The sequence below is a fragment of the Streptomyces sp. NRRL WC-3626 genome (assembly GCF_000718785.1).
GTDB classification, from domain to species: Bacteria; Actinomycetota; Actinomycetes; order Streptomycetales; family Streptomycetaceae; genus Streptomyces; species Streptomyces edwardsiae.
The window spans coordinates 86,514-113,020 of sequence record NZ_JOCA01000010.1 but is presented as its reverse complement, the minus strand read 5'-3'; the positions used below and the strand labels follow the sequence as shown (position 1 = coordinate 113,020).

General features: G+C 71.5%; 25 protein-coding genes. 8 read left to right on the top strand and 17 right to left on the bottom strand.

What is annotated here, in order from left to right; all coding sequences use genetic code 11:
• Positions 1-125: 125 nt before the first annotated feature.
• From IF28_RS0118130 to tsaB, 4 genes are read right to left on the bottom strand one after another with little or no spacing between them, the layout of a single operon-like run.
• Positions 126-389 carry a hypothetical protein gene (locus IF28_RS0118130; RefSeq protein WP_030221109.1) on the bottom strand — a complete coding sequence of 88 codons (264 nt, stop codon included), beginning with the start codon at positions 387-389 and terminating at the stop codon, positions 126-128.
• Entirely contained in the window at positions 386-1,471 is a 1,086-nt protein-coding gene (gene tsaD, locus IF28_RS0118125) for a tRNA (adenosine(37)-N6)-threonylcarbamoyltransferase complex transferase subunit TsaD (protein ID WP_030221106.1), read from the bottom strand. The genes IF28_RS0118130 and tsaD overlap by 4 nt, the downstream gene beginning before the upstream one ends.
• The gene (gene rimI, locus IF28_RS0118120; RefSeq protein ID WP_030221102.1) at positions 1,464-2,042 is read right to left on the bottom strand and encodes a ribosomal protein S18-alanine N-acetyltransferase; all 579 of its coding nucleotides are present in this window, start codon (positions 2,040-2,042) and stop codon (positions 1,464-1,466) included. The genes tsaD and rimI overlap by 8 nt, the downstream gene beginning before the upstream one ends.
• On the bottom strand, positions 2,039-2,692 hold the full coding sequence (gene tsaB, locus IF28_RS0118115; RefSeq protein ID WP_030221099.1) for a tRNA (adenosine(37)-N6)-threonylcarbamoyltransferase complex dimerization subunit type 1 TsaB: 654 nt from the start codon (positions 2,690-2,692) through the stop codon (positions 2,039-2,041). The genes rimI and tsaB overlap by 4 nt, the downstream gene beginning before the upstream one ends.
• Before the next feature lie 119 nt (positions 2,693-2,811).
• Between tsaB and IF28_RS0118110 the strand changes: the two genes are divergently transcribed.
• Both IF28_RS0118110 and IF28_RS0118105 read left to right on the top strand, forming a co-directional pair.
• The gene (locus IF28_RS0118110) at positions 2,812-3,354 is read left to right on the top strand and encodes a hypothetical protein (RefSeq protein WP_030221096.1); all 543 of its coding nucleotides are present in this window, start codon (positions 2,812-2,814) and stop codon (positions 3,352-3,354) included.
• A 200-nt stretch (positions 3,355-3,554) separates the two neighbouring features.
• Entirely contained in the window at positions 3,555-3,737 is a 183-nt protein-coding gene (locus tag IF28_RS0118105; RefSeq protein WP_030221094.1) for a hypothetical protein, read from the top strand.
• Positions 3,738-3,749: 12 nt separating this feature from the next.
• Here the strand turns inward: IF28_RS0118105 and tsaE are convergent, their stop codons facing one another.
• The 4 genes from tsaE to IF28_RS0118085 all read right to left on the bottom strand — a co-directional run bounded on the left by tsaE (position 3,750) and on the right by IF28_RS0118085 (position 8,192).
• Positions 3,750-4,274 (bottom strand): tRNA (adenosine(37)-N6)-threonylcarbamoyltransferase complex ATPase subunit type 1 TsaE, encoded by a 525-nt coding sequence (gene tsaE, locus IF28_RS0118100; RefSeq protein ID WP_030221093.1) that lies wholly within the window; start codon positions 4,272-4,274, stop codon positions 3,750-3,752.
• Positions 4,243-5,430 carry an alpha/beta fold hydrolase gene (locus IF28_RS0118095; protein WP_030221092.1) on the bottom strand — a complete coding sequence of 396 codons (1,188 nt, stop codon included), beginning with the start codon at positions 5,428-5,430 and terminating at the stop codon, positions 4,243-4,245. The genes tsaE and IF28_RS0118095 overlap by 32 nt, the downstream gene beginning before the upstream one ends.
• On the bottom strand, positions 5,427-6,608 hold the full coding sequence (gene alr, locus IF28_RS0118090) for an alanine racemase (protein ID WP_030221088.1): 1,182 nt from the start codon (positions 6,606-6,608) through the stop codon (positions 5,427-5,429). Before alr ends, IF28_RS0118095 begins: the two co-directional genes overlap by 4 nt.
• A gap of 150 nt (positions 6,609-6,758) precedes the next feature.
• Positions 6,759-8,192: a bifunctional ADP-dependent NAD(P)H-hydrate dehydratase/NAD(P)H-hydrate epimerase gene (locus tag IF28_RS0118085; protein ID WP_030221085.1), complete on the bottom strand. Its 1,434-nt coding sequence runs from the start codon at positions 8,190-8,192 to the stop codon at positions 6,759-6,761.
• 148 nt (positions 8,193-8,340) lie between these two features.
• Here IF28_RS0118085 and IF28_RS0118080 point away from each other — a divergent pair, with 148 nt between their 5' ends.
• Positions 8,341-9,528, top strand: coding sequence for a hypothetical protein (locus IF28_RS0118080; protein WP_030221082.1), 1,188 nt, complete (start codon positions 8,341-8,343; stop codon positions 9,526-9,528).
• 59 nt (positions 9,529-9,587) lie between these two features.
• Here the strand turns inward: IF28_RS0118080 and IF28_RS0118075 are convergent, their stop codons facing one another.
• From IF28_RS0118075 to IF28_RS0118060, 4 genes are all read right to left on the bottom strand, one after another.
• The gene (locus IF28_RS0118075) at positions 9,588-10,424 is read right to left on the bottom strand and encodes an RNA polymerase sigma factor SigF (protein ID WP_030221079.1); all 837 of its coding nucleotides are present in this window, start codon (positions 10,422-10,424) and stop codon (positions 9,588-9,590) included.
• A gap of 110 nt (positions 10,425-10,534) precedes the next feature.
• Positions 10,535-10,666: a hypothetical protein gene (locus tag IF28_RS40195; protein WP_267883063.1), complete on the bottom strand. Its 132-nt coding sequence runs from the start codon at positions 10,664-10,666 to the stop codon at positions 10,535-10,537.
• Positions 10,663-11,034 (bottom strand): holo-ACP synthase, encoded by a 372-nt coding sequence (locus IF28_RS0118065; RefSeq protein ID WP_030221076.1) that lies wholly within the window; start codon positions 11,032-11,034, stop codon positions 10,663-10,665. The genes IF28_RS40195 and IF28_RS0118065 overlap by 4 nt, the downstream gene beginning before the upstream one ends.
• Positions 11,035-11,107: 73 nt before the next feature.
• Positions 11,108-11,509 carry a RidA family protein gene (locus IF28_RS0118060; RefSeq protein ID WP_030221073.1) on the bottom strand — a complete coding sequence of 134 codons (402 nt, stop codon included), beginning with the start codon at positions 11,507-11,509 and terminating at the stop codon, positions 11,108-11,110.
• A gap of 105 nt (positions 11,510-11,614) precedes the next feature.
• Between IF28_RS0118060 and IF28_RS0118055 the strand changes: the two genes are divergently transcribed.
• Positions 11,615-11,998 (top strand): winged helix-turn-helix transcriptional regulator, encoded by a 384-nt coding sequence (locus tag IF28_RS0118055; protein ID WP_030221071.1) that lies wholly within the window; start codon positions 11,615-11,617, stop codon positions 11,996-11,998.
• 4 nt (positions 11,999-12,002) lie between these two features.
• Here the strand turns inward: IF28_RS0118055 and glmS are convergent, their stop codons facing one another.
• The gene (glmS, locus tag IF28_RS0118050; protein WP_030221069.1) at positions 12,003-13,850 is read right to left on the bottom strand and encodes a glutamine--fructose-6-phosphate transaminase (isomerizing); all 1,848 of its coding nucleotides are present in this window, start codon (positions 13,848-13,850) and stop codon (positions 12,003-12,005) included.
• 127 nt (positions 13,851-13,977) lie between these two features.
• Positions 13,978-14,766: a hypothetical protein gene (locus IF28_RS0118045; protein ID WP_030221066.1), complete on the bottom strand. Its 789-nt coding sequence runs from the start codon at positions 14,764-14,766 to the stop codon at positions 13,978-13,980.
• Positions 14,767-14,989: 223 nt separating this feature from the next.
• Here IF28_RS0118045 and coaA point away from each other — a divergent pair, with 223 nt between their 5' ends.
• From coaA to IF28_RS0118015, 4 genes are all read left to right on the top strand, one after another.
• Positions 14,990-15,979, top strand: coding sequence for a type I pantothenate kinase (gene coaA / locus IF28_RS0118035; RefSeq protein ID WP_030221064.1), 990 nt, complete (start codon positions 14,990-14,992; stop codon positions 15,977-15,979).
• Between the two features lie 16 nt (positions 15,980-15,995).
• A complete protein-coding gene (locus IF28_RS0118030; RefSeq protein ID WP_030221062.1) occupies positions 15,996-16,943 on the top strand; it encodes a DUF389 domain-containing protein in 948 nt (315 codons plus the stop codon).
• 459 nt (positions 16,944-17,402) lie between these two features.
• Entirely contained in the window at positions 17,403-22,304 is a 4,902-nt protein-coding gene (locus IF28_RS0118020) for a ricin-type beta-trefoil lectin domain protein (protein WP_030221061.1), read from the top strand.
• A gap of 21 nt (positions 22,305-22,325) precedes the next feature.
• On the top strand, positions 22,326-23,630 hold the full coding sequence (locus tag IF28_RS0118015) for a hypothetical protein (RefSeq protein WP_030221057.1): 1,305 nt from the start codon (positions 22,326-22,328) through the stop codon (positions 23,628-23,630).
• A gap of 127 nt (positions 23,631-23,757) precedes the next feature.
• Here IF28_RS0118015 and glmM read toward each other — a convergent pair whose 3' ends face one another.
• The 3 genes from glmM to rplM form a co-directional block, all read right to left on the bottom strand.
• Positions 23,758-25,116 carry a phosphoglucosamine mutase gene (glmM, locus tag IF28_RS0118010; RefSeq protein ID WP_030221053.1) on the bottom strand — a complete coding sequence of 453 codons (1,359 nt, stop codon included), beginning with the start codon at positions 25,114-25,116 and terminating at the stop codon, positions 23,758-23,760.
• A gap of 278 nt (positions 25,117-25,394) precedes the next feature.
• Positions 25,395-25,907, bottom strand: coding sequence for a 30S ribosomal protein S9 (gene rpsI / locus IF28_RS0118005; RefSeq protein ID WP_030221050.1), 513 nt, complete (start codon positions 25,905-25,907; stop codon positions 25,395-25,397).
• Positions 25,908-25,949: 42 nt separating this feature from the next.
• Entirely contained in the window at positions 25,950-26,393 is a 444-nt protein-coding gene (rplM, locus tag IF28_RS0118000) for a 50S ribosomal protein L13 (RefSeq protein ID WP_030221048.1), read from the bottom strand.
• Between the last annotated feature and the right edge of the window lie 114 nt (positions 26,394-26,507).

Here is a 26,507-nt window from a genome sequence, read left to right as displayed (position 1 = left end):
CGAAGACCTCCGGAGGCCGCGGACTTCCGGAACATTCGCCCGACCTCCCGCAACATTCGGCGACCTGACTCTGCCGGGGAGAACCGCCGGCGAGCGGTCACCCGCGCCCGTCACACCTCGTGCGGTCAGACGCCCCCCAGCGACTCGAACCGCCACCGGTGCACCGGACGGGCGATCAGGTCGCTGTCCGGTTCCGGGAGTTCCGGGAGGTCGGCGTCGTACGGGGCGTCCCACCACGTGATGACCAGGACGCGGTCCTCGGGGGCGCGGAAGGACTCGCGGCGCAGGGGGCGCCGCGGGAGTTCGCGGGCGCGTTCCTCCGTCCAGGCGAGGAGGTCCGAGGAGCGGCCGGGGAGGGCGCGGGCCTCCCACATCAGGGCGACGGTCACGAGTACAGGTTCTCCTTGCTGACCTCGTGGACGTGGTCGTGTCCGGGCACGTGCGGATCCGTCACGGGGAGGGAGGAGTCGGCCGACAGGTCCCAGTCGGAGGGGGCCCGGTTACGGGCGACCATCTCCGCGCCCAGCGCCGCGACCATCGCGCCGTTGTCCGTGCACAGCTTGGGGCGTGGCACGCGGAGCCGGATGCCGGCCGCCTCGCAGCGTTCCTGGGCGAGCGCCCGCAGGCGGGAGTTGGCGGCCACCCCGCCGCCGATCATCAGATGGTCGACGCCCTCGTCCTTGCAGGCCCGTACGGCCTTACGGGTGAGGACGTCGACGACCGCCTCCTGGAAGGACGCCGACACGTCACGTACCGGGACCTCCTCCCCCGCCGCCCGCTTCGCCTCGATCCACCGGGCCACGGCCGTCTTCAGCCCGGAGAAGGAGAAGTCGTACGCCGGGTCGCGCGGGCCGGTGAGCCCGCGCGGGAACGCGATCGCTTTCGGGTCGCCCTCACGGGCGTAGCGGTCGATGACCGGTCCGCCGGGGAAGCCGAGGTTCAGCACACGGGCGATCTTGTCGAAGGCCTCGCCGGCCGCGTCGTCGATGGTCGCGCCGAGCGGGCGGACGTCGGAGGTGATGTCCGTGGAGAGCAGGAGGGAGGAGTGGCCGCCGGAGACCAGCAGCGCCATCGTCGGCTCGGGCAGCGTGCCGTGCTCCAGCTGGTCGACGCAGATGTGCGAGGCCAGGTGGTTGACGCCGTACAGCGGCTTGCCCAGCGCGTACGCGTACGCCTTCGCCGCCGAGACGCCGACCAGCAGCGCGCCCGCGAGTCCGGGGCCCGCGGTGACGGCGATGCCGTCGAGGTCGCGGGCGCTGACGCCCGCCTCCTTCAGCGCCCGCCCGATGGTGGGGACCATCGCCTCCAGGTGGGCGCGGCTCGCCACCTCCGGGACGACGCCGCCGAAGCGGGCGTGCTCGTCGACGCTGGAGGCGACGGCGTCCGCCAGCAGGGTGGTCCCTCGGACGATGCCGACGCCGGTCTCGTCGCAGGAGGTCTCGATCCCCAGGACCAGGGGTTCGTCAGCCATGGGTCTCAGTTCCTTGTACGCCGTTCCCGTCGGCGGAGGCCGCCGGGTTCACAGAGGTGGAGGGGTCGGTCAGCCGCATCACCAGGGCGTCCACGTTCCCCGGCTGGTAGTAGCCGCGCCGTACGCCGATGGTCTCGAAGCCGAAGCGCTCGTAGAGCTTCTGGGCGCGGACGTTGTCGACCCGGCACTCCAGCAGCACCTCGACGCATTCGAAGGCCGTCGCCGCCCGCAGCAGCTCGGTCAGCAGCCGCGAACCGAGGCCGGTGCCCCAGTGGTCGCGGCTGACGGCGATGGTCTGCACGTCGGCCGCGGCGACACTGCCGCCGCCCTCGCCCTCGCCCTCGCCCTCCGCACCGGAGGTGGTGAGGCCGGCGTAGCCGACGAGCCGCCCGTCCTCCTCGGCGACCACATAGCGCCGGGTGGCGCCGGGCCCGCGCGCATGGGCCAGCTCGGACCAGAACATCCCGCGCGACCAGGCGTCCTCGGGGAACAGGTCCCGCTCGAGGTCCAGTACGGCGTCGATGTCCCACCAGCGCATCTCGCGCAGCACGGCTGTCTCGGATCCGGTCACTTGGGGGTGACCACCTTGTAGTTCTTGGGGACCTGGGCATCGGGCCGGCGCAGATACAGCGGCCGGGGCTCGGGCAGTTCCTCGCCGGCCGCGAGCCGCTCGGCGGCGAGCCGGGCCAGGGCGGCGGCGGAGACATGCTCCGGCTCGTGGGCCCTGGGGAAGGTGTCGGGGTAGAGCAGCGCGCCGGCCCCGACCGCGGGCAGGCCCGCGACCTGCTCCGCGATGTCGGCGGGCCGGTCCACCGCGGGCTCGGTGAGCCGGGTGCGGGAGTCGGCGTAGCGCGCCCAGTAGACCTCCTTGCGGCGGGCGTCGGTCGCCACCACGAAGGGGCCCTCCAGGTCGGCCGCGTAGGCGAGGCCGTCGAGCGTGCACACGCCGTGCACGGGGACGCCCAGCGCGAGCCCGAAGGTGTCCGCGGTCATCAGGCCGACGCGCAGCCCGGTGTACGGGCCGGGTCCGACGCCGACGACGATCCCGGTGACGGCGTCGAGCCGCAGCCCCGCCCCGGTGAGCACCCGGTCGACCGCCGGGAGCAGCAGCTCACCGTGGCGGCGGGCGTCCACCTGACTGGACGAGGCGATGACGTCGCGGCCGTCGTGCAGCGCGACGGTGACGGCTGGGGTGGCGGTATCCAGAGCGAGCAAGAGCACGCAAACAGCCTACGGCTCCCACGCCCCGCCCACGGCCGCACGGGTCGGCCGGTCACCTCCTGCTACGGTCGCGGCAGCGTACGTACATAACAGGACAGAGCCGGACAGGGGTGACGACGGTGGCAGGGAGCAGTGCGGCGATCGTGGCGGGGCTGACCGCGGCGGCCCTCGTGACGGTCGGCTACCTCGGCCATCAGGCGGCGGTGAGCGTCCCGGCCGATCTGCGCCACCCGTCCGCCGGCACCCCCGCGGGGGTCCGCAAGGACCACCGCGACGGCCCGGCCGCCCTCCCCGCGCGGTCGGGGACGGGCGAACGGATCGTGTACGCCCTGGACAAGGACCGGGTGTGGCTCGTCGGGGAGAAGGGCGAGGTGCGGCGCACCTTCGGGGTCAGCCCCAGCACGGTGGACCCGGAACCGGGCGCCTACCGCGTCACGTCCCGGTCCGGGGCGGTCACCGGATCGGACGGGGTCCCGATCGAGCACGTCGTGCGTTTCGCCTCCGTCGGGGGCACGGCGATCGGGTTCAGCGCGGCGGTCGACGGCTCGGCGCCGCAGCTCGACCCCGAGGAGCGGACGGGCGGGATCCGCGAGACCCGGGCGGACGGCAGGGCGATGTGGAAGTTCGCGACGATCGGGCGGACGGTCGTCGTCGTTCCCTGAGCCCGAGCCCCTTGAGCCCTCGCGTCCCTTCCCCGCGCCGCGGTGTGCGCGTCCGGGACCGACGGCGTGGACGCGGTCCATACGTTCCGACAAGACGTCGGCAAAATGTTGCGTTCGGCCTCCCGGGCGTGGTCACATGGTATCCAGCCCGTGGTTAGGTCTACCTAACCACATCCGCCCCCGTCCTTCAGGAGGCGTCCATGCCGGCCCACCAGAGCGCCCGCCGCACCCCGGCGGATTCGCGGCCCCAGCCGGTCTCCGGGATCTCGATGCGTGACCTGCTGGCGTCCTGCGCCGCGGCCGCCGCGGTCTCCACCCCGCCCCGCGCACCGGATCCCCTGCCCGCCGCCGAACCGGCGAAGGATCACCGCGAGGCCGCGTAGAGCCCGTGGTGTCTAGGCCGACAACACGGTCAGGTCCGTCGCCGCCCAGCGCCCGCCCAGTCCGGTCACGGTCACCTCGCGCACCTCGTCCGTGGTGTCTCCGACCGCACGGTGGATGACGAGCTGAAGCCGGTCGTCGGTCAGCTCCTCGACCTTGCCCTCGCCCCACTCCACGACGATCACCGACTCCGGCAGCGAGACGTCGAGGTCGAGGTCCTCCATCTCGTCCAGACCGCCCGACAGCCGGTACGCGTCCACGTGCACCAGCGGCGGACCGTCGCCCAGCGACGGATGCACCCGGGCGATCACGAACGTCGGCGACGTGACCGCGCCCCGCACCCCGAGCCCCTCGCCGAGGCCCCGGGTCAGGGTCGTCTTGCCCGCGCCCAGCTCGCCCGAGAGCAGCACCAGATCACCGGCGCGCAGCAACTTGGCCAGCCTGCGCCCCAGTTCGCGCATCTGCTCGGGGGAGGTGACGGTCAGCCCGGTGGAGTTCGCGCTCGGTTCAGCCGGGTCGTGCGGTGCTGCTGCTTCCATAGCCCTTAACGGTAGCCCCTGCGGGCACCGCGCCCGCGCGGGTCAGCAGGTCGGCGAGGCGGTCTATCACCACCTCCGGGTGCTCCAGCATCACCAGGTGTCCGGCGTCCGGGACCAGCACCAGTTCCGCCTCGGGGAGCAGACCGGCGATCTCCTCGCTGTGCTCGCTGGGCGTGACGAGGTCGTCCACCCCGGCCAGCACCAGCACCGGCAGGCCGGCGAAGCGGGCGAGGGCCTCGGTCTTGTCGTGGGCGTCGAACGCCGGGTAGTACTCGGCGACCACGTCGATCGGCGTGCCCTCGATCATCCGCTCGGCGAACCGGGCGACGGCCGGGTCCACGTCCCGGGACGCGAACGAGTACCGCTTGATGATCCCCGCGAACAGGTCCGCGGTGGCCCGGCGCCCCTTCTCCACCAGTTCGGCCCGCTGCCCCAGCGCCTTCAGCACCCCCGGCAGCACCCGCCGCACCGCGTTGACCCCGGCCACCGGCAGCCCGAAGTTGACCTCGCCGAGCCGCCCCGGCGACGTACCGACCAGGGCGACGCCCACCACCCGCTCCGCGATCAGCTCCGGGTACTGGTCGGCGAGGGCCATCACCGTCATCCCGCCCATGGAGTGGCCGACCAGCACCAGCGGCCCCTCGGGCGCCGCCGCGTCGATGACGGCCTTCAGGTCCCGCCCCAGCTGCTCGATGCTGACCGGCTCGCCCCGCTCCAGCTGCGCCGCGCCGCGCGCCGACCTGCCGTGGCTGCGCTGGTCCCAGTACACGGTCCGTACGACACCCCGCAGCGCGGCCCGCTGGAAGTGCCAGCAGTCCTGGTTGAGGCAGTAGCCGTGGCTGAAGACGACGGTGACCGGGGCGGGCGCCCGGCGCCCGAACAGCCGGCGCCGACGCTCGGGGGCCGGGGCCGGGTCGAGGTCGTCGGCCTCGTAGTACAGCTCGGTGCCGTCGTCGGCGTACGCCTTGCCGGGTGTGCCGCGCAGCGCGCCGTACGGTCCCGCCGAGTCGAGGGCGAGCCGGGCCTTCTTGCGCATGCCCCGGCCGACCGTCATCCGCTCTATCGCGACGCCCGCGGCGGCCCCGGTGGCGAGCACGCCCAGCGCGACGCCCGCGACCCCGGTGGCCCGGCGCCAGCCCCCGCCGGCCTCGCTCACGTCCCGCTCCCCTCGTTGACGTAGACACGCGGGACGCGGCTTCCGATCCGGGTGACGATCTCGTACCCGATGGTCCCGGCCGCCTGCGCCCAGTCCTCGGCGGTGGGCTCACCGCGGTCACCGGGCCCGAACAGGACCGCCTCGGCGCCCGGCCCCGGCTCGTCCCCGCCCAGGTCCACGACGAACTGGTCCATCGCGACCCGCCCGGCGACCGTACGCCACTTGCCCTCGACCAGCACCGGGCCGGTGGAGGAGGCGTGACGCGGGATGCCGTCCGCGTAGCCGAGCGGGACGAGGCCGAGGGTGGTGGCGCCCGGGGTGACGTAGTGGTGGCCGTAGCTGACGCCGTGCCCGGCCGGGACGTGCTTCACCAGGGCCAGCGACGCGGACAGGGTCATCGCCGGGTGCAGGCCCAGGTCGGCGGGGGCGCCGATCTCGGGGCTGGGCGAGACGCCGTACATCGCGATGCCGGGGCGCACGAGGTCGAAGTGGCTCTCGGGGAGGGTGAGCGTGGCGGGCGAGTTGGCGATGTGCCGCACCTCGGGGTCGACGCCGCGCCCCTGCGCGTACGCGATCATCTCCCGGAACCGGGTGAGCTGGGGGGCGATGGAGGGATGGCCCGGCTCGTCGGCGCAGGCGAAGTGCGACCACAGGCCGGTGACGCGCACCAGCCCCGCGGCCTCGGCGCGCAGCGCCCCCTCGACCAGTTCCGTCCAGTCGTCGCCGGGCTGGCAGCCGCCGCGCCCGAGTCCGGTGTCGGCCTTGAGCTGCACCCGCGCGGGCCGTCCGGCGAGCCGGGCGGCCTCCATGACCTCGTCGAGCGCCCACATGCCGCTCAGGGACACGTCGAGATTGGCCTCGACCGCTTCCCGCCAGGGCCCGCCGGGCGTCCACAGCCAGCACATGATCCGTACGTCGTCCGGCACCCCGGCCCCGGGCGCGCGCAGCGCGAGCGCCTCCTGCGGGGTGGCGGTGCCCAGCCAGGTCGCCCCGGCCTCGACAGCGGCCCGCGCGCAGGGGGCGGCACCGTGCCCGTACCCGTCGGCCTTGACCACGGCCATGAACGCGGCGCCTGGCGCCTGCGCGCGCAGGACCTCTACATTGGCCCGCACGGCGGCAAGGTCGATCTCGGCGCGGGCCCGCAACGCCGCACCCCCCGGGGCAACTGTCTCGTTCATCCGGCCCAGTCTCTCAGAGCCCCGTCTCCGGGGGGCTGCGCCCTGTACGGGCTGAGAACAGCCCCTCCGGCGGTTGAGGAGCGGGGGTCCGGGGGCAGCGCCCCCGGGTCGGGACGGGAAGGGGCGGCGGGGGCGAAAACCCCACCCCCCTCACCCCCGCACCACACTCCGCCACGCCCCCGCGATCCCCTCCGCCACATCGTGCGCCCCCATCGGCGCCCCGTCCGCCGCGAACCGCCCCGCCAGCCCGTGCAGATACGCCCCCGCACTCCCCGCGTCCACCGCCGACAACCCCGCCGCCAGCAGCGACCCCGCCAGCCCGGACAGCACATCCCCACTCCCCGCCGTGGCGAGCCACGACGTCCCCGTCGGATTGACCCGGACGGCCCCACCGTCCGAGGACGCGATCAGGGTCGTGGACCCCTTCAACAGCACGGTCGCCCCATACCGCCCCGCCAGCTCCCGCACGGCCCCCAGCCGCCCCGCCTCGACCTCCCCCCGATCGACCCCCAGCAGCGCCGCCGCCTCCCCCGCATGCGGCGTCATCAACGTCGGCGCCCCCCGCCCCCGTACCGCCGCGGCCTCCGCCAGCCGCAGCCCGTCCGCGTCGATCAGCACCGGCACATCCGCCGCCAGCACCTCGGCGACCGTCGCCGCGTCGTCCCCGGCCCCCGGCCCGACCACCCACGCCTGCACCCGCCCGGCGTGTTTCGGTCCCCCGTCCGACACCAGCGTCTCCGGGAAGCGGGAGATCACCGCGTCCCCGGCGGGCCCGACGTACCGCACCGCCCCCGCCCCGCCCCGCAGCGCCCCCGCCACCGCGAGCACCGCAGCGCCGGGATACCGCGCGGACCCGGCCGCGATCCCGACGACCCCCCGCCGGTACTTGTCGCTCTCGGCCCCCGGCACCGGCAGCAGCCGGGCCACGTCCGCGTGCTGCAACGCCTCCAGCCCGGCCTCGTCCGGCAGCGACAGCCCGATGTCGACCAGCCGCACCGACCCCGCGTACTCCCGCGCCGGATCGATCAGCAGCCCCGGCTTGTGCGTCCCGAACGTCACCGTCAGATCGGCCCGCACGGCCGCGCCCCGTACCTCCCCCGTGTCGGCGTCGACCCCGCTCGGCAGATCGACGGCGACCACGGCGGCCCGCGCCCGCCGGGCCGCGTCGGCGAGCGGCACCGCGTCGGGCCGCAGCCCGCCCCTGCCCCCGATCCCGACGATCCCGTCGACGACGAGATCGGCCCGCCCGATCAGCCCGTCCGCACCATCCGCCCCCGCCACGCGCCCACCCGCCCGGCGCAACGCCGCTAGCCCCCCGGCATGCGCACGCTCCGGCGCGAGCAGCACCGCGTGCACGCCCGCGCCCCGCCGGGCGAGCCTGGCCCCGGCGTACAGGGCGTCACCGCCGTTGTCCCCGCTGCCGACGAGCAGGACGACCCTGCTGCCGTAGACCCGCCCCAGCACATCCGCGCAGGCCGCGGCGAGACCGGCGGCGGCGCGCTGCATCAGCGCCCCCTCCGGCAGCCGTGCCATCAGTTCCCGCTCCGCCGCCCTGACCGTCTCCACGCTGTACGCAGTCCGCATACGTCCGAGTCTCCCGCAGACGGCCCGCCGGCTCCCGTCACGGCGGCCCGGACCGCTTGACTCCTTGCCATGCCCTTGCCAAACTCTGCGCCCCCCGCAGGATGAATCGATTCAGTCGAATCGTTTCGACGACAGAAGCAGAGGACCCATGGGACGCAGAGCCGCACTTCTCGCAGCAGCCGGCGCCACCGCACTCCTCACCGCGGCCGGCCTCATGACCGGCCCCGCCGCGGCCGCCCCCACGGCCGCCCCCACCGCCACCGCTCCCGCCCCCGCCCGCGCCGCGGCCTGCGGCGACGGCTCCTACCAGGCCGAGGCCGTACTGAGCGGCAGCACCTGGACCGCCCGGCGCGGCAGCAGCACGGTCTACACCGGCAGCGACATGCGCGCGGCCGTGCAGGCCGCGATCAGCAGCCTGTCCTCCGGCCGCACCAGCAAGGAACGGGTCGTGGTCCGCGGCTCGGGCTCGATCTCCGCCGGTTCCCGCATCTCCCTGCCGAGCTATACGACCCTCGACGTCTGCGGCACCATCAACGTCACCGGCAGCGGCTCGGGCGACCAGGCCCCCGTCTACTCCCGCGGCACCCGCGACATCGAGGTGCAGCACCTCAACGTCACCGGCGCCCCGCTGTACGGCATCTTCATGCGCAACGTGCAGAACGTCGTCCTCGGCCAGATCGACATGCGCCTCTCACGCGGCCTCGGCGTCCGCATCGACAACCGCGGCGACACCAGCCAGTGGACGCGCAACGTCCGCATCGACAACGTGTACGTCTCCGGCGCGTCCAGCCACGCCGTGGAGACGTACGGCGTCGACGGCCTCACCATCGGCACGGTGACCGCCCGCAACGTGGGCGAGTCGGGCCTGCTGCTGAACGAGACCGTCAACGCCACCGTCTCCAAGGTGGACGCGGAGAACGCGGGCACCGGCACCGGGTACGCCGCCTTCCGCATGGCCAACCGCAACGGCCGTATCGGCAGCTCCTACGCCACCAACATCCGCGTCGGCGAGGTCGTCGCGCGCGGCGGCGGACGGGGCGTGTTCTGCGTGTCGGAGAGCGGCGGCGCGACGATCGACCGGGTCACGCTCTCGAACACGGGCAACAACGCGATCCTCATCGAGAACTGCTACAACGTGAACCTCGCCGCCCAGAGCGGCACCGTCACGGGCGGCGGCGAGATCCGCCTGGCGGCACGCACGGAGTTCGCGAACAACCGCGACATCACCGTCCAGAACCTGACGGTGACGAACTCCTCGATCCGCGAGAGCCCCTGCGGCGAGAACACGACGTTCCGCAACAACCGCCTGGTGAACAGCAGCCAGTCGATCTGCTGACGCACACGTGCGGGGTGCGGCTCGGTGAGCCGCACCCCGCACGTACGCCCGTCAGGTCCTCAGCTCGTGGTGAGCATCCCCGCCCGCAGCCGCTTCAGCGTGCGGGACAACAGCCGCGACACATGCATCTGGGAGCAGCCGAGCCGCTCGCCGATCTCCGCCTGGGTCAGCTCCTCCACGAACCGCCAGTGCACGATCTTGCGCTCACGCTCGTCGAGGTCGGCGATCATCGGGGCGAGCGCGTGGAAGTCCTCGACGAGTTCCAGCGCCGCGTCCTCGGCGCCGATGAAGTCCGCGAGCACGCTCTCGCCGTCCGGCTCGCTGCCGATGGCGGCGTCCAGGGAGGCGGAGTTGTAGCCGTTGGAGGCGATCCGGGCCTCGTTGACCTCGTCCTCGGTCAGGCTCATCAGCTGCGCGAGTTCGGCGGTCGTGGGCGTACGGCCGAGCCGGCTGCGCAGTTCCTCGGTGGCGCGGGCGAGCTGCACCCGGGCCTCCTGGAGCCGGCGCGGCACGTGCACGGACCACGAGGTGTCCCGGAAGAACCGCTTGATCTCGCCGACGATGTAGGGGATCGCGAAGGAGGTGAACTCCACCTCGCGGGACAGCTCGAACCGGTCGATCGCCTTGATCAGGCCGATCATGCCGACCTGGACGATGTCCTCCATCTCCTCCGGGCCGCGGCTGCGGAACCGGCCGGCCGCGAAGCGGACGAGGGACATGTTCATCTCGATGAGGGTGTTGCGCGCGTACTGGTACTCGTGCGTGCCCTCCTCCAGCTCCGTCAGCCGGCGGAAGAACTGCTTGGACAGTTCACGGGCGTCCCTGGGCGCGACCTGGCCGGGCTGGGCGACCTCCGGCAGTTCGGTCATTGTCTGCGCTCGGTCGGTCCGCGCCATCGTCGACGTCACTGTTCCGCCCTCCCTGTTCGTTCGGCTCCCGCTCCGGGCACCGGCTCCCAGCGTCTACCCCGGTCCAGCCGAAGCACGCATCCGGGTTAGGACAGGCCCTAACGACGGCGGTTGCGCAGCAGCCGTACGAGAGCGAACACGACGGTGAGCACGGCGGCGGCGACCAGGAACGCGTCACCCCAGACGGGCAGGTCGACGCCGACGCCGGGAAAGGCGAGCACGGTGCTCACCCCTCCGCGATCACGACCGCCGAGGCGACCCCGGCGTCATGGCTGAGCGAGACGTGCCAGGACCGTACGCCGAGCTCGGCGGCGCGCGCGGCCACCGTCCCCGTCACCCGCAGCCGGGGCTGCCCACTGTCCTCGCACCACACCTCGGCGTCGGTCCAGTACAGCCCCGCGGGAGCGCCGAGCGCCTTGGCGATCGCCTCCTTAGCCGCGAACCGTGCGGCCAGCGAGGCGACCCCGCGCCGCTCCCCACTGGGCAACAGCAGCTCGCTCTTGAGAAACAGCCGCTGAGCCAGCGCGGGCGTACGCTCCAACGACTCCGCGAACCTCTCGATCTCGGCCACGTCGATCCCGACTCCGATGATGCTCATGCGGGCACTTTATTGCGGCGGGGCGGGGGCGGGTGTCCCGAGCGCGGCCCGGCGGATCCCTGCTGCCGGTGTGTCAGGCGGGCAGCTTCGTGTCGATGATGAAGCCGATCTCGACGTACTGGCCGGGGAACGTCAGTTCCGCGACGCCCACGACCGTGCTGGCCGGGCGGTGATCGCCGAAGTACGCCAGGTTGCCCTCCATCGTCGGCGTGGCGTTCCGCTGCAGGTCCACCAGGTACAGGACCTGCGAGACGATCTGGTTCCGGGTGGCTCCGTAGTGCGCCAGGACCTTGTCCATGGCGACGTGGGTCTGCTTGAGCTGGGCCGCGAAGTCGCCGGCGTACAGGAACTCGCCCGTCTCGCCGAACGAGACCTGCCCGGAGACATGGATGAGATCGCCGGACCTGATCGCCTGCGCATAGCCGAAGGCGCTTTCCGCCGGCACGTTGTGGTTGAAGACGTCGTTGGTGGCCATGGTGCTCGCCCTCTCGGTTCGTTCACTCTCTTGTGGTTACTCGGAAACCGTAGGAGAGTGAGCGCTGACCTGGAAGAACGCACTTTTCGGTGACTAAGGAACCTGATGGTGACCAAGCAGCTGCTCAAGGGTCTGCCCGAGGACGCCGACCTGAGGCGTGCCGACTCCCTGGCGCGGGAGATCTTCTCGGACGTCGCCAACAAGTGGGCGCTCCTGATCATCGAGGCGCTCGGCGAGCGCACCCTGCGCTTCAGCGAGCTGCGGAACGAGGTCGAGGGCGTCAGCCACAAGATGCTCACCCAGAACCTGCGCATGCTCGAGCGCAACGGCCTGGTCGACCGGAAGGTGTACCCCACCGTGCCGCCCCGGGTCGAGTACACCCTCACCGGGCCGGGTCGTGGCCTGCGTGCCACGGTCGACGCGATGTGCGGCTGGACCCACCAGCACCTCGGTCACATCGAGAACGCGCGCCGCGACTTCGACGCCTGACCGTCTACTCCACCGTCACCGACTTCGCCAGGTTCCGCGGCTGATCCACCTCGTTGCCCCGCGCCGTCGCCAGCTCGCAGGCGAACACCTGCAACGGCACCGTCGCCACCAGCGGCTGGAGCAGGGTCGGGGTGGCCGGGACGCGGATCAGGTGGTCGGCGTACTCGGCGACCGCCTCGTCGCCCTCCTCGGCGATGACGATCGTGCGCGCACCCCGCGCCCGGATCTCCTGGATGTTGGAGACGATCTTGTCGTGGAGGACGGAGCGGCCGCGCGGGGACGGGACGACCACGACCACCGGCAGGTCGTCCTCGATCAGCGCGATCGGCCCGTGCTTCAGCTCGCCCGCCGCGAAGCCCTCCGCGTGCATGTAGGCGAGTTCCTTGAGCTTCAGGGCGCCCTCCAGGGCGACCGGGTAGCCCACGTGCCGGCCCAGGAACAGCACCGTGTTCTTCCCGGCCAGCGACCGGGCCAGCTCCCGTACCGGCTCCATCGTCTCCAGCACCCGGTCCACCGCACCGGCGATGGACGACAGGTCCCGCACCACCGCCCGGATCTCGTCCGCCCACTTGGTGCCCCGCACCTGGCCCAGGTACAGCGCGACCAGGTAGCAGGCGACGAGCTGGGTCAGGAACGCCTTGGTCGAGGCGACCGCGACCTCGGGGCCCGCGTGCGTGTACAGCACGGCGTCCGACTCGCGCGGGATCGTCGAGCCGTTGGTGTTGCAGATCGCCAGCACGTGGGCGCCCTGTTCGCGCGCGTGGCGCAGGGCCATCAGCGTGTCCATGGTCTCGCCGGACTGGGAGATGGCGATGACGAGGGTCTGCTGGTCGAGGATCGGGTCCCGGTAGCGGAACTCGCTGGCCAGTTCCACCTCGCAGGGCAGCCGGGTCCAGTGCTCGATGGCGTACTTGGCGATCAGCCCGGCGTGGAAGGCCGTACCGCAGGCGATGACGACGACCTTGTCGATCTCGCGCAGCACGTTCGCCGGGATGCGGACCTCGTCCAGGGTCAGGGAGCCCGCCCCGTCGATGCGCCCGAGCAGCGTGTCGGCGACCGCCTTCGGCTGCTCGGCGATCTCCTTGAGCATGAAGTAGTCGTAGCCGCCCTTCTCGGCGGCGGAGGCGTCCCAGTCGACGTGGTACTCGCGGACGTCGGCCGTGCCCCCGTCGAAGTCGGTGACCGTCACGGCGTCGCGGCGCAGTTCGACCACCTGGTCCTGGCCCAGTTCGACGGCGTCGCGGGTGTGGGCGATGAACGCGGCCACGTCGGAGGCGAGGAACGCCTCGCCCTCCCCCACGCCCACCACGAGCGGGGAGTTGCGGCGCGCGCCGACGACCACGTCCGGTTCGTCCGCGTGGACGGCGACCAGGGTGAACGCGCCCTCCAGGCGGCGGCAGACCAGCCGCATCGCCTCCGCGAGGTCGGCGCAGGCGGAGAACTCCTCGGCGAGGAGGTGGGCGACGACCTCGGTGTCCGTCTCGGAGGTGAGGTCGTGGCCGCGTTCGGCCAGCTCCGCGCGCAGGGCGGCGAAGTTCTCGATGATGCCGTTGTGGACGACGGCGACCCGGCCGGCGTTGTCGAGGTGCGGGTGGGCGTTGGCGTCCGTCGGACCGCCGTGGGTGGCCCAGCGGGTGTGTCCGATGCCGGTGGTGCCGGTCGGCAGCGGCCGCTCGGCCAGCTCCTTCTCCAGGTTGACGAGTTTCCCGGCCCGCTTGGCGGTGGCCAGGCCCCCGTCCGCCAGTACGGCGACGCCCGCCGAGTCGTACCCCCGGTACTCCAGCCGTTTCAGTCCGGCCGTCACGACGTTCAGCGCCGACTGCGGCCCCACGTATCCCACGATTCCGCACATGCCCGGCAGCCTACGGTCCGTCAGCGGCCGGAAATGGCTCCCGCGTGCCCGGAATCGGAAATTCCCACCGGTGCACGAACGTGTCCGTGCACCGGTGGGAACGGGATCCGGGGGATGTGAGACCGACTCAGCCGAGCTTGCCGACCTGGGCCTCGACGACGTCCGCCGGGACGTCGAAGTCCTCACCGGTGGCCATGGCGGCCAGGTTGACGGCGCTGAAGGTGACCAGCGTGGCGCCCTTGCGCACGACGATGATCTTGTTGGGTGCCTGGATGTCCTCGTCGGCGGCGACGGTCAGGGTGACGGCGGAGCTCTCGTCACCGCCCTCCGCGGCGGCCGTGGCGACCTTGACGACCTTCATGTCCTCGCCGGACACGCTGGCGGTGTAGCCGCCCGCGCACTTCCCGGCGGCGTCGGTCAGGCCCTTCATCGCCTGCGCGGCGCCGTCGCCCTCGTAGGAGGCGAGGGTGATGAGCATCTTGTCGACGTCGAGAGCGGCCAGCAGGGTGTCCTCGGGGCTGGTGCCCTCGGACGGCTTCACGGGCTCGCCCGTCCAGGACCGCTTCACGGTCGCCGACGGCTCGCTCTGGGCCACCCCCGCCTGGGCGTGGGCCAGCGGCAGACAGGCCGCGTCCTCCGTCTTGACCTGGTCCTTGGCGATGTCGTCCGTCGCCACGACCTTGGTGGCCACCTTGCCGCTCTTGACGTCCGCCTGCGCCAGTCCCGCCTTCTCCAGCTCGGCGGCGGTCAGCGCCTTCGCCGCGGGCTCGGCGGACGCGGAGGCGCTCGAGTCGCCCTTGCCCTTGCCGTCGCCGGCCTTGTCCTCGTCGCCGGAGCCACCGCAGGCGGTGACCAGGAGGGCGAGCGCGGCGGCGGAGGCGGCGAGAGCGGTACGGCGGACGGCGGTGGTTCTCACGTGGGAACTCTTTCTCGAAGGCGCGGAGGAATCCGCGACGCATTGCGCGCACCATAGACGGATTCCTTACACAGCGACCGCACAGACGATCACCGGATGATCACCCGGTATACGACCGTGACGGCCACGTGACCTGGCACGACCACCGGCGCGACCACGGGTGCGGCGAGCGGCGTGACACAGCCCACCTGTCGCCTCGTTCGAACTCCGTTAACAATGGACTGTGATCTCTCCGGTCTCCTCGATACCCGGGAGCGCCCACCGGCAGCGGCCGGAGGCGACTCCCTACATGGACCTCACCCGTGCCGAGTGGAGCGCGCTGCGCGACAAGACTCCGCTGCCCCTGTCGGCGGCGGAGGTCGAACAGCTGCGCGGTCTCGGTGATGTCATCGACCTCGACGAGGTGCGGGACATCTACCTCCCGCTGTCCCGGCTGCTCAATCTCTACGTCGGCGCCACCGACGGACTGCGCGGCGCCCTGAACACGTTCCTCGGCGAGAAGGGCTCCCAGTCGGGCACGCCCTTCGTCATAGGGGTCGCCGGTTCGGTGGCGGTCGGCAAGTCCACGGTCTCCCGTCTGCTGCGGGCCCTGCTGTCCCGCTGGCCCGAGCACCCGCGCGTGGAGCTGGTGACGACGGACGGTTTCCTGCTGCCGACGAAAGAGCTGCAGGAACGGGGCCTGATGTCGCGGAAAGGTTTCCCCGAGTCGTACGACCGCCGCGCGCTGACCCGTTTCGTCGCCGACATCAAAGCGGGCAAGGGGGAGGTCACCGCCCCCGTCTACTCCCACCTGATCTACGACATCGTCCCGGGCGAGAAGCTCACCGTGCGCCGCCCGGACATCCTGATCGTCGAGGGACTCAACGTCCTCCAGCCGGCCCTGCCCGGCCAGGACGGGCGTACGCGCGTGGGCCTCGCCGACTACTTCGACTTCAGCGTGTACGTGGACGCCCGCACGGAGGACGTCGAGCGCTGGTACCTCAACCGCTTCAAGCGGCTGCGGGAGACCGCGTTCCAGGACCCGTCGTCGTACTTCCGCAAGTACACCCAGGTCTCCGAGGAGGAGGCCCTGGACTACGCCCGCACGATGTGGCGCACCATCAACAAGCCCAACCTGGTGGAGAACATCGTCCCGACCCGGGGCCGGGCCACGCTGGTGCTGCGCAAGGGCCCCGACCACAAGGTCCAGCGCCTCAGCCTGCGCAAACTATGACGCTACGCTGCGGGCCATGCTGCACCTGCGACTGATCACACCGGCCGGGAAGACCGAGGACGTGGTCCGGCTGATCGAGGGGACGGTCGGCACCGCGCATCTGTGTGTGCTGCCGGGCGCGGCCCGTGATCCCGCGGGGGACCTGGTGCTGTGCGACGTGGCACGGGAGGCGGGCGACGACCTGCTGAGCGAGCTGCAGCGGCTGGGGCTGGAGACGGACGGCTCCATCGCGGTGGACGACATCGGCCTGTCGCTGTCGAAGCGGGCCGAGCAGGCGGAGAAGGACGCGCCGGGCGAGAGCGCGGACGCGGTGCTGTGGGAGCACCTGACGGAGGCCACGCACGAGGAGTCGACGCTCTCGGTCACCTATCTCGCGTTCCTCACGCTGGCCACGATGATCGCCGCCTGCGGTGTGGTGCTGGACAACGCGGTCCTGATCGTGGGCGCGATGGCGGTGGGCCCGGAGTTCGGGCCGCTGGCCGGTATCTGCACGGCGGCGGTGCAGCGCCGGCCGCGCCTCGCGCTGCGGTCGGTGATCGCCCTGCTGGTGGGTTTCGTGGTGGCGATGACGGTGACCGTGGGGTTCAGCCTCTTCATGGACGCGGTGGGGCTGTTCACCGAGGAGGGCCTGGAGGGCGAACGGCCGCAGACCGGTTTCGTGTACGCCCCGGACTGGTTCTCCTTCATGGTGGCGCTGCTGGCGGGCGCGGCCGGCACGCTCTCCCTGACGTCCGCGAAGTCCGGCGCGCTGGTCGGTGTGGCCATCTCGGTGACGACGGTCCCGGCGGCGGCGAACGCGGCGGTGGCGCTGAGCTACGGCGACACGGTCCAGACCTGGGGTTCCACCGAACAGCTCCTGCTCAACCTGCTCGGCATCACGCTGTCGGGCACCGCGACGCTGCTGGCGCAGAAGTACTTCTGGTCGGGACAGCACGAGCGGCTGCGCAAGCGGGCGCGCACCTGACAGTCACTCAGCGACTATTGCGCATTACCGGCCAACTTCGATCGACATACGACCACTTCGGTCACCACTCGAGCACCGGAACTTCACAGGCGCCCCTTAGGTACGCGAAAACGGAGAACGAGAACCGCTACCGACCGGTAGCCACAATCCGGCCAACCTCCTCCGAAGACGGAACCGGTCACTCTTCCCCGTACCCGGGCAACTGCCTAGTGTTACGCCCGCGCCGCCGGGCCCGACCAGCCCGTCCCGCGCACATCCATAAGCGACCGGGGGAACAGCGCCGCCACGGGGAGGGGCGCGTCGCATGCCACGCCATCCGCCATCCGTGCATCCCGTACCGGACGACCGTCGCGGTTCCTGACTCCACAAGAGTCGAGGCGCCCTCACCGGCGCCTTCCCGGCCGTCTCCTGCCATACAAAGGGGATGCGCCCTTGCGCTCCAGACCACCCGTCTTCCCGATGGTGACATCGGCGAGACACCGAGCACTCGCCCGAATATTCCTCCTGCTGACCGCCGTCGCCGTGCTGGCCTCACTCGTCGTACGGCCCGAACCCATGGGCCTGCCCGCCGGTGCCCAGTCGAGCGACCGGCCGGACGACTGGTTCGAGACCACGGCCGACGAGCAACTCCGCTTCGACCAGTGCCTGATGAACGACGCGCTGCGCCTGGGCGGGCCGGGCATGTACGGCTTCGCGCAGGACGCCCTCAACCAGACCCCGGAGAAGCTGCGCGAACTGGCCGATCTGGACGGAGCCTTTGACGGTCCGCTGCGTGCGGCGCACGAGAAGGACCGGGACGACTGGGACGCCACCTGGGACCGTCTCTACTCGCGCCGGGACGCGTGGGAGAGGCCCCTCGACGGCCTCGAGGTCCCCGGCGGGTTCACCGTCACCGGGTTCCAGTGGGTGCCCGGCGTCCACGAGGGCGACGACTTCTACGACCAGACCGGGCTCGGCAAGTGGGCCGGCGGCCCCGACTGGAACGCCGAGTTCAGCTTCTACGACCCGACCCCGGAGGCGGACGAGAAGGTCGTCAAGGCCGTCACCGACCTCGGGACCCCGCTCTACGGCGAGGAGTCCGGCGTTCCGGACCCGCGGTACTACGAGACACGGGCGTTCGAGGAGCTGACGGACGGGTTCGACCCGATGAGCGCGGACGACGCCCGGCTGTTCCTGGCCTCCGGCGGCTTCCCCCGCACCGCCCCCGAGCCGGGCACGGCGGAGTACCGGATCGCCGTCGAGGACCTGAAGGCGCGGTTCGCGTCCTGCGCGTGGCAGGACCCGATCGACCCGAACCAGGTCCTGCGCGGGATGGAGGACGTCGCCGCGCAGGAGTGGCAGCAGGAGATCGGCTCCCAGGCCGTCCAGCGCAACCAGATCCTCGACGCCAACCGTGCGGCCACCACCGCCCTGACCAAGGGCTCCGAGGCCATGGCCGACATGCTCGGCCAGTCCTGGATCGCCGACCACCTCGTCCGCTGGCAGGACTACTGGTCCGCCGGCGGGGTGGGCTGGATCGGTGACAGCCCGGCGGCGATCGAGGTGCCGGGCGCGAAGGGCAGCTGCCTGGACGTCGCCGGCGGCGGCAAGACCAACGGCACGCCCGTCCAGATCTACACGTGCAACGGCGGCGCGGCCCAGCAGTGGACGCTCGAGGGCAGCGAGGACGACCTCCACCTGCGCAACGTCGGCTCGCAGAAGTGCCTGGACGTCGCCGGGAACGCCTCGGCGAACGGCACGAAGATCCAGATCTCGGACTGCTACAAGTCCAAGGGCCAGTCGTGGCAGGGCGACGCCCGCGCCACCGCTCCGCTGAAGAGCCTGACCACCGGCAAGTGCCTGGACCTGAGCGCGTTCACCAAGAGCACGGACGCGCGGCTGTGGGACTGCAAGAACGCGTCCTCGCAGAAGTTCCTGATCAAGCCGTCCGGCCACAAGGGCACCGACAGCCTGTCGTACCCGGACAAGGCGCAGTTCGACAAGGCGAAGAAGGGCGTCACCGACGCCCAGACGCAGGCCAAGAAGCAGCTCGCCGCCGTCAGGGCCCAGTTCGAGGCGGCGAAGAAGGCCGGCACCTCGTCGGACACCGCCACTCAGGCCGCCTACGCCGTAGCCGACGCCAATGGGGCGCCGCGCGGCCGCGGTCTGCTGTCGGGTCAGCAGAAGGCACAGGTCACCAAGGGTGCGGTGGCCGCGCTGGAGGCGCTGGTGAAGGCCGCGGAGACGGCCGAGGCCGCCACCCGGGCGTCCGCCGGTGACGGCGAGACCATCGCCCAGCGGGCGCTCGCCCAGGCCGCCCAGTCCAAGGCCGAGTTCCGCAGGGAGGCCGCCCACACCGCCGAACTGCAGGCGAAGGCGGCCGCCGACGCGGCCAAGGTGCACCGGGACAACGCGAAGAAGGACAAGGAGACCGCGGAGGCCAAGCTCGCCGAGGCGCTGAAGGCCGAGGGCGAGGCCAAGACGGCCGCAGCCGACGCGCACGCCAAGCGGCTGGAAGCCGAGGCCGAGGAGAAGACGGCCGAGGCGGAGAAGAAGACGGCCGCCGCCAAGCAGGCGGAGGCCGCCGAGCACCGCAGGACCGCCGAGAGCGAGGCCACGAAGGCCAAGGACGCCAGGGACAAGGCGGAGGCGGCCGAGGGCACGGCGTCCGACAAGAGGGACGCCGCGGTCAAGGCCAAGGACAAGGCCCGCGATCTGCGCGACGACGCCTGGGACGCGGAGCAGAAGGCCGACGCCGCGCGCGCGAAGGCGGACGCGAAGGAGGCGTACGCCCAGGCGCACGAGGCCGACGCCAACGCGCAGGAGTCCAGGGCGGCGGCCGACGCGGCCGCCGGGCACGCCGACGACGCCGAGGCGGCCGCGACGAGGGCCCGTTCCGCGGCCGACGCCGCGACGACGGCGGCCTCGGAGGCGGACGCCGCCGCGACCCGTGCGGAGGCCGCCGCCAAGCGGGCCCGTGCGGCGTCGGACGGCGCCCAGGCGGCGAAGCTGAAGGCCGACGCCGCGGTGAAGACCGCGACGAGTGCCGCGGCGGACGCCATCCAGGCGTCGAAGCACGCCGCGGCCGAGGCGAAGACGGCCGTCGAACTGGCCGACGAGGCGGAAGCACAGGCCAAGACCGCCAAGTCGCACGCCAACGAGGCGGGCAAGGAGGCCGGCAAGGCCGTGGCCGCGTCCGCGAAGGCGGCGGGCTTCGCCCACGTCACCGCGCAGGCCGCGGTGGACGCGGGGAACTCCGCCCAGCAGGTCGCGGCGCCCGCGAACGACGCGATCCAGCTCGGCTCCCCCTACGTCACCACGGACTCCGCCGCGAGCCTCGTGGTGCTGACGGGGCAGGCGTCGAAGTCGATCGCCGAGCAGCAGAAGGCCGTGGCCGACGCGCACGCCAAGAACGCGCAGTCGGAGGCGTCCGCAGCGCAGAACCTGGCCGATCAGGCGCAGGGCGACGCGAAGCAGGCCTATGTCCACGCGGCGAACGCCGCCGGGCACGCCTCGGACGCCCGCGGCTACGCCAAGGAGGCCCTCGGCTACTCGGCCGACGCCGCTCTCGCCGCGTCCAAGGCCGTCGCTTCCCTGGCCCGCACGGTGGAGTACGACCGTCAGGCCACCGAGGACGCGGAGGCCGCCGACAAGGCGGCGGGCCGGGCCGAAGGCCACGCCAAGGCCGCCCGCGACTCCGCCGACGAGGCGGCCCTGGACGCGGCAGCGGCCCGTAGCGCCGCCACGGAGGCCGAGGAGGCCGCGAAGGAGGCCCGCGCGGCGGCCACCCGCGCGGACGCCGCCGCCACCGAGGCGGAGGAGGCCGCCAAGGACGCCCTGAAGTACGCGGAGGAGGCCCAGGAAGCGGCAGAGGCCGCCGAACGCAACCAGGCCAACCAACAGGTCTCCTCGGGCGCCGGCACGGGCATCGGCGGCACGTTCTACGTGGTCGACGAGGACACGTTCGAGATCACCGACGCCCAGCAGAAGAACGACTGCGTCATAGAGATCGGCTTCGAGGGCTGTACCGTCACCTTCGCGGTGACCTTCAGCGTCACGGTGGACTACTACCTGTGCGTCAACCCGGACGTCCCCGCGACATCCTCCGGTTGTCCCTCCGAGGACACCCTGTTCCTGGAGCGGAAGTCCTTCACCGGCTTGAAGAAGGACGTCACCCAGCACTTCAGCAAGCTGGACCTCATCCAGCAGACCGTCGTCTACCGGATATTGAAGGCGGTCCTGGTCCAGGACTTCGTCGACTGCTGGCACGGCAGCGTCAGCGGCTGTGCCTGGGCGGCGAGCAACTTCATCCCCGGCAAGGCGTTCGAAAAGATCGCCGAGGGAATCCGCGCCCTGGACGCCGCGATGAAGACCGGGATCGGAGTCGCCGATGCGTTCAGGGCTCTGAGGACTCTGGATCTGGACCCGGTGACACTGGCCAAGATCGAGGCGGGCGTGAACGCCTACGAGGACGTCATCACCGCTTGCAGGGTCAACAGCTTCCCCGGTGACACTCTGGTGCTGATGGCCGACGGTACCCGCAGAATGATCCGTGACGTGCGGGAGGGCGACCAGGTCCTGGCCGGCGCCCCCGGCGGCGGAAAGCCCCGCGCCGAGACGGTGACCGACACGTTCCGGCATGACACCGAACGGCTGGTGACCATCGCGTTGGCCGGCGGCAGCAGCCTGGACACCACGGCGGGACACAAGATCCGCACCAGTGGACGCGGCTGGGTCCTCGCCTCCGAACTGCGCCCGGGTGACCGCCTGGTCAGCCCCGACCGAACGCTCCGTGCCGTGACCGGCGTACACGACCGACCGGGGCTCGCCCCACGTCGGGTCTACGACCTCACCGTCGACCGCCTGCACACGTTCTACGTGCGCACCGAGGGAGCCGGCGCGGCGGACGTGATGGTCCACAACTGCCTGAACCTGGGCGACGAGGATCTTGCGGCCCTGCGGCACTATGAGATCCACACGCTGAAGGAACACGTGCGGCCGAATGCTGCCGAAGCGTTCCGGCTCGCTGCGCGAAAGGGCCAGCCCAACACCGTCTGGAAGAGCCAGGAAATCGCTCAGCAGGCCGTGGACCGAGTGGTCGGCGACTACTTCAGCAAGCGGACCGCAAGCGGCCAGAAGGTCTTCGACCACGACAAGTGGAAGAAGTTCCAGGACTGGGCTGCGAAGGCCAGAGAGGGCGAGCAGTACCGGACGATCACGGGGACATGGGATGCGTATCCCTCCCTGGGCAAGCGGTACCACCCGGACGGGAGAACCATCGAGGATGCCGGTAACGAGGTCGTGGTCATCTTGATGAAGGTCAAGGGCCACACCGGACAGGGCCGGTACGGGTTCGTCGTCAAGACGGCCTACCCGAAGTAACACCCCCGAAGAGGACGATGCATGCCACAGGACCGTTCAACGTACGTCGAGCTGGGTTACTCCGGTGACTTCGGCCTCACCGCCCTGGCGGAGCTCTTGTGCTCCCCGGACGGCCCCGCCGTCGACCTCGCTGCCGCGCTCGCGGCCGCTGCCGGGTCGGCGAACGGGTCCGACGGCGAGGAGGCCGTGGAACTGGGGGAGGATGCCCGGCGTCTGTTGGACGGTTCCTTGCCGGAGGAGGTTCTCCACACGGTGTGGCTGGCCGCGGTCGGCCGGAGTTTCGATCCGGCCGACCACGGCGTGGACACCCGCACATGGCTGCGGTCCCTCTCGGATCTGTCCGTGAACCGCCTCCGGCAGAACAGACGCTCCTACGTCCCGGCTCCGGTCCGGCCGGTCCGGGACGAAGGTCTGTGCCGCGATGTGGTGACGGAGATCCATGGACTGGCAGCGGACCTGACCGGCGACCGCACATCACCGGATCTCGTTTCGGCGCTGGAGCGGGTGGTCACGCTGGCCGACGCCGATATCGGCTTCCGGCTCTTCCTGAGAGCGCTCAAGGCCTGCCGCGTTCGCGTCTCGAAGGACCGGTACGACAGGTTCCTCGGGATCGGCGAGCGGCTCGGGTACCCGGTCGCGGTCGTCCGCGACGGCCTCGACGTCGACTGGCCGCCCATCGACACGGCCCGCCGTGACACCCCGTGGGACTTCGGTCTTTCCCGGCTCGCCGGGAACGCCCACCAGGACTGGCATGCCGGAGTCGCCCGCAGGGAGATCCGTTCGGTGGCCGATGGGGACGAGCCCGGGCAGTCCCCGGGCACGGCGGCGGCTCTCCTGCGGGAAGACGCGGTGCGTCTGCTGCGCTCGCCCCTGTCCGACGACATGATCACCACCCTCTGGGTCGCCGTCTCGGACGCGGCATTGCGCGTCGACGGACGGGACTGGCTACGGCTGGTCGCTGACGTGTGCGAGGAGCGTCTGAGGGAGGTCGCCCCCGCGTACACCCCGGTGGTTCCGCCCCCGCGAACGGCATGGGCGGACGTGGTGTTGTCGGAAGTCCGGGAGACGGCGCTCAAGGCGACGGACAGGGCCATAAGTCCGCACTGGCAGCCGCTCCCCGCGGAAAAGGTCATCACCGCTCTGGAGCAGGTGGCTGCCCGGGTCGATCCCGATCTGGGCTTCCGGCTGCTCCTGAGAGTGCTGCGACCCCTGGCCGTACCGATCACTCGGGCGCAGTACGAAAGGTACGAGGCGATCGGCAGACGGTTCGGGTACGGGGAGCATCACGTCGACGAGATCGAGCAACTCGTTCAGGGAGCGACGTGAACCCGCGCCCTTGAAGCATCCTCGCCCACACCACGGCGCGGGACGGCGGTGCCGGACGGACGCGGCCCGCGTCCTCCCCTCTCGGGAGGACGCGGGCCGCGTCGTGTCGGGATCCGCCGGGCGGGTCCTAGCCCAGCGCCGACTTCACCGCGTCCGCCAGGCGGCTCGCGACCGAGCGGGCCTGGTCGATGTCGGCCGCTTCGACCATGACGCGGACCAGCGGTTCCGTGCCGGAGGAGCGCAGGAGTACGCGGCCCGTCCCGCCGAGTTCGTGTTCGGCCTCGGTGACGGCCGTGGCGAGTTCCGCGGAGGTCTTCACCCGGGACTTGTCGACGTCGGGGACGTTGACCAGGACCTGCGGGAGGCGTTCCATCACCGAGGCGAGGTCGCGCAGCGTGCGGCCGGTCTGGGCGACCCGGGCGGCGAGCAGCAGGCCGGTGAGGGTGCCGTCGCCGGTCGTGGCGTGGTCGAGGATGATGACGTGGCCGGACTGCTCGCCGCCGAGGGCGTAGTCCTTGCTCTTCATCTCCTCCAGCACATAGCGGTCGCCGACCGCGGTCTGCACGAGCCGGATGCCCTCGCGTTCCATGGCGAGCTTGAAGCCGAGGTTCGACATCACGGTCGCGACGACGGTGTCGGAGCGCAGTGCGGAACGCTCCCGCATCGCGAGCGCCAGTACGGCGAGGATCTGGTCGCCGTCGACCTCCTCACCGGTGTGGTCCACGGCGAGGCACCGGTCGGCGTCGCCGTCGTGTGCGATGCCCAGCGCGGCGCCGTGCTCGACGACGGCGGCCTTCAGCCGGTCGAGGTGGGTCGAGCCGCAGCCGTCGTTGATGTTCAGCCCGTCCGGCTCGGCGCCGATGGTGACGACCTCGGCCCCCGCCCGGGTGAACGCCTCGGGGGAGACGGAGAAGGCGGCGCCGTGCGCCTCGTCGAGGACGATCTTCAGCCCGTCGAGCCGGTTCGGGAGGGCACCGGTGAGATGGGCGACGTACCTGTCCAGCCCCTCCTCGTAGTCCCGCACGCGACCGACCCCCGCGCCGGTCGGACGGTCCCAGGGAGCGCCGGTGCGGTGCTCCTCGTACACGGACTCGATGCGGTCCTCGAGCTCGTCGGCGAGCTTGTGACCGCCGCGGGCGAAGAACTTGACGCCGTTGTCCGGCATGGCGTTGTGGCTCGCGGAGAGCATCACGCCGAGGTCCGCGCCGAGCGCGCCGGTGAGGTGCGCCACGGCCGGCGTCGGCAGCACGCCGACCCGCAGGACGTCCACGCCCGCGCTGGCGAGGCCCGCCACGACGGCGGCCTCCAGGAACTCCCCGGACGCGCGCGGATCACGGCCGACCACGGCGGTGGGCCGGTGTCCTTCGAACGTGCCCGCCTCGGCCAGTACGTGCGCGGCGGCGACGGACAGGCCGAGCGCCATCTCCGCCGTCAGGTCCGCGTTGGCGACACCGCGCACGCCGTCCGTGCCGAAGAGTCGTCCCACTTGTCCTCCTGAGGAAGCGTCAGTATCGAGAGCCGTCGCCGAGGCTGTGCCGGGGCGCTGGACCCGTCCGCGCGGTCGCCGTTCGTACCGCTGGCGGAGCTTGTGATGTGTTCGACGGTCGCGAGGTGAATGCGGCTCCCCATAACGCCGACCATCCGATCACATTAGCCTTTGAGCACCTTGTGCCGTTATACGCCCACGGCAATGAATAAACGAACGCCCCGGCAGCACTGTGGCGTGCCGCCGGGGCGTTCGGAGTACGCGCGAGCGCCTGGGATTTAGCGCTTGCTGTACTGCGGGGCCTTACGGGCCTTCTTCAGACCGGCCTTCTTGCGCTCGACCGCACGGTCGTCACGCGTGAGGAAGCCGGCCTTCTTCAGCGGGCCGCGGTTGTTGTCCACGTCCGCCTCGTTCAGCGCGCGGGCGACACCGAGACGGAGCGCACCGGCCTGACCGGAGACACCGCCACCCGCGATGCGGGCGATGACGTCGTAACGGTCGTCGAGCTCGAGCACCTTGAAGGGCTCGTTGACTTCCTGCTGGTGCACCTTGTTCGGGAAGTAGTCCTCGAGGGTGCGACCGTTGATCTTCCACTTGCCGGTGCCCGGGACGATCCGGACGCGGGCGATGGCGTTCTTGCGACGGCCCAGGCCGGCAGCCGGCTGGGGCTCGCCGAAGCGGGAGGCCATGGACTCCGAGGTGTACTCGCCCTCGACGGGCACCTCGGACTCGGTGGTGTAGCTGTCGATGTCAAGCTCTTCGAGCGGCTGCTCGGCAGTGGTCTCGGCCACGATGCTCCTCAGATTCTGTTCAGTCTTAGGGGGTGGCCGGACTTACTGCGCGACCTGGGTGATCTCGAACGGCACCGGCTGCTGGGCAGCGTGCGGGTGCTGGTCGCCCGAGTAGACCTTCAGCTTGGAGAGCATCTGACGGCCCAGGGTGTTCTTGGGGAGCATGCCCTTGATGGCCTTCTCGACGGCCTTCTCGGGGTTCTTGTCCAGGAGCTCGTCGTAGCGGACGGAGCGCAGACCACCCGGGTAGCCCGAGTGGCGGTACGCCATCTTCTGGGTCCGCTTGTTGCCGGACAGGTGCACCTTGTCGGCGTTGATGATGATGACGAAGTCACCGGTGTCGACGTGGGGGGCGTAGATCGGCTTGTGCTTGCCGCGCAGGATGGAGGCCGCAGTGGTGGCCAGACGACCCAGGACGACGTCCTGAGCGTCGATGACGTGCCACTGGCGCGTCACATCGCCGGGCTTGGGGCTGTACGTACGCACGGTTCGTAGCCTTCGCTTCTTCAGTGAATGGTCCTGACAAGGTCACCGAAGACGATCACGACAGCCCAGACCGCTCCGCGGTGACGCAAACCGCGCGCTGGTCGCTGGTCATCG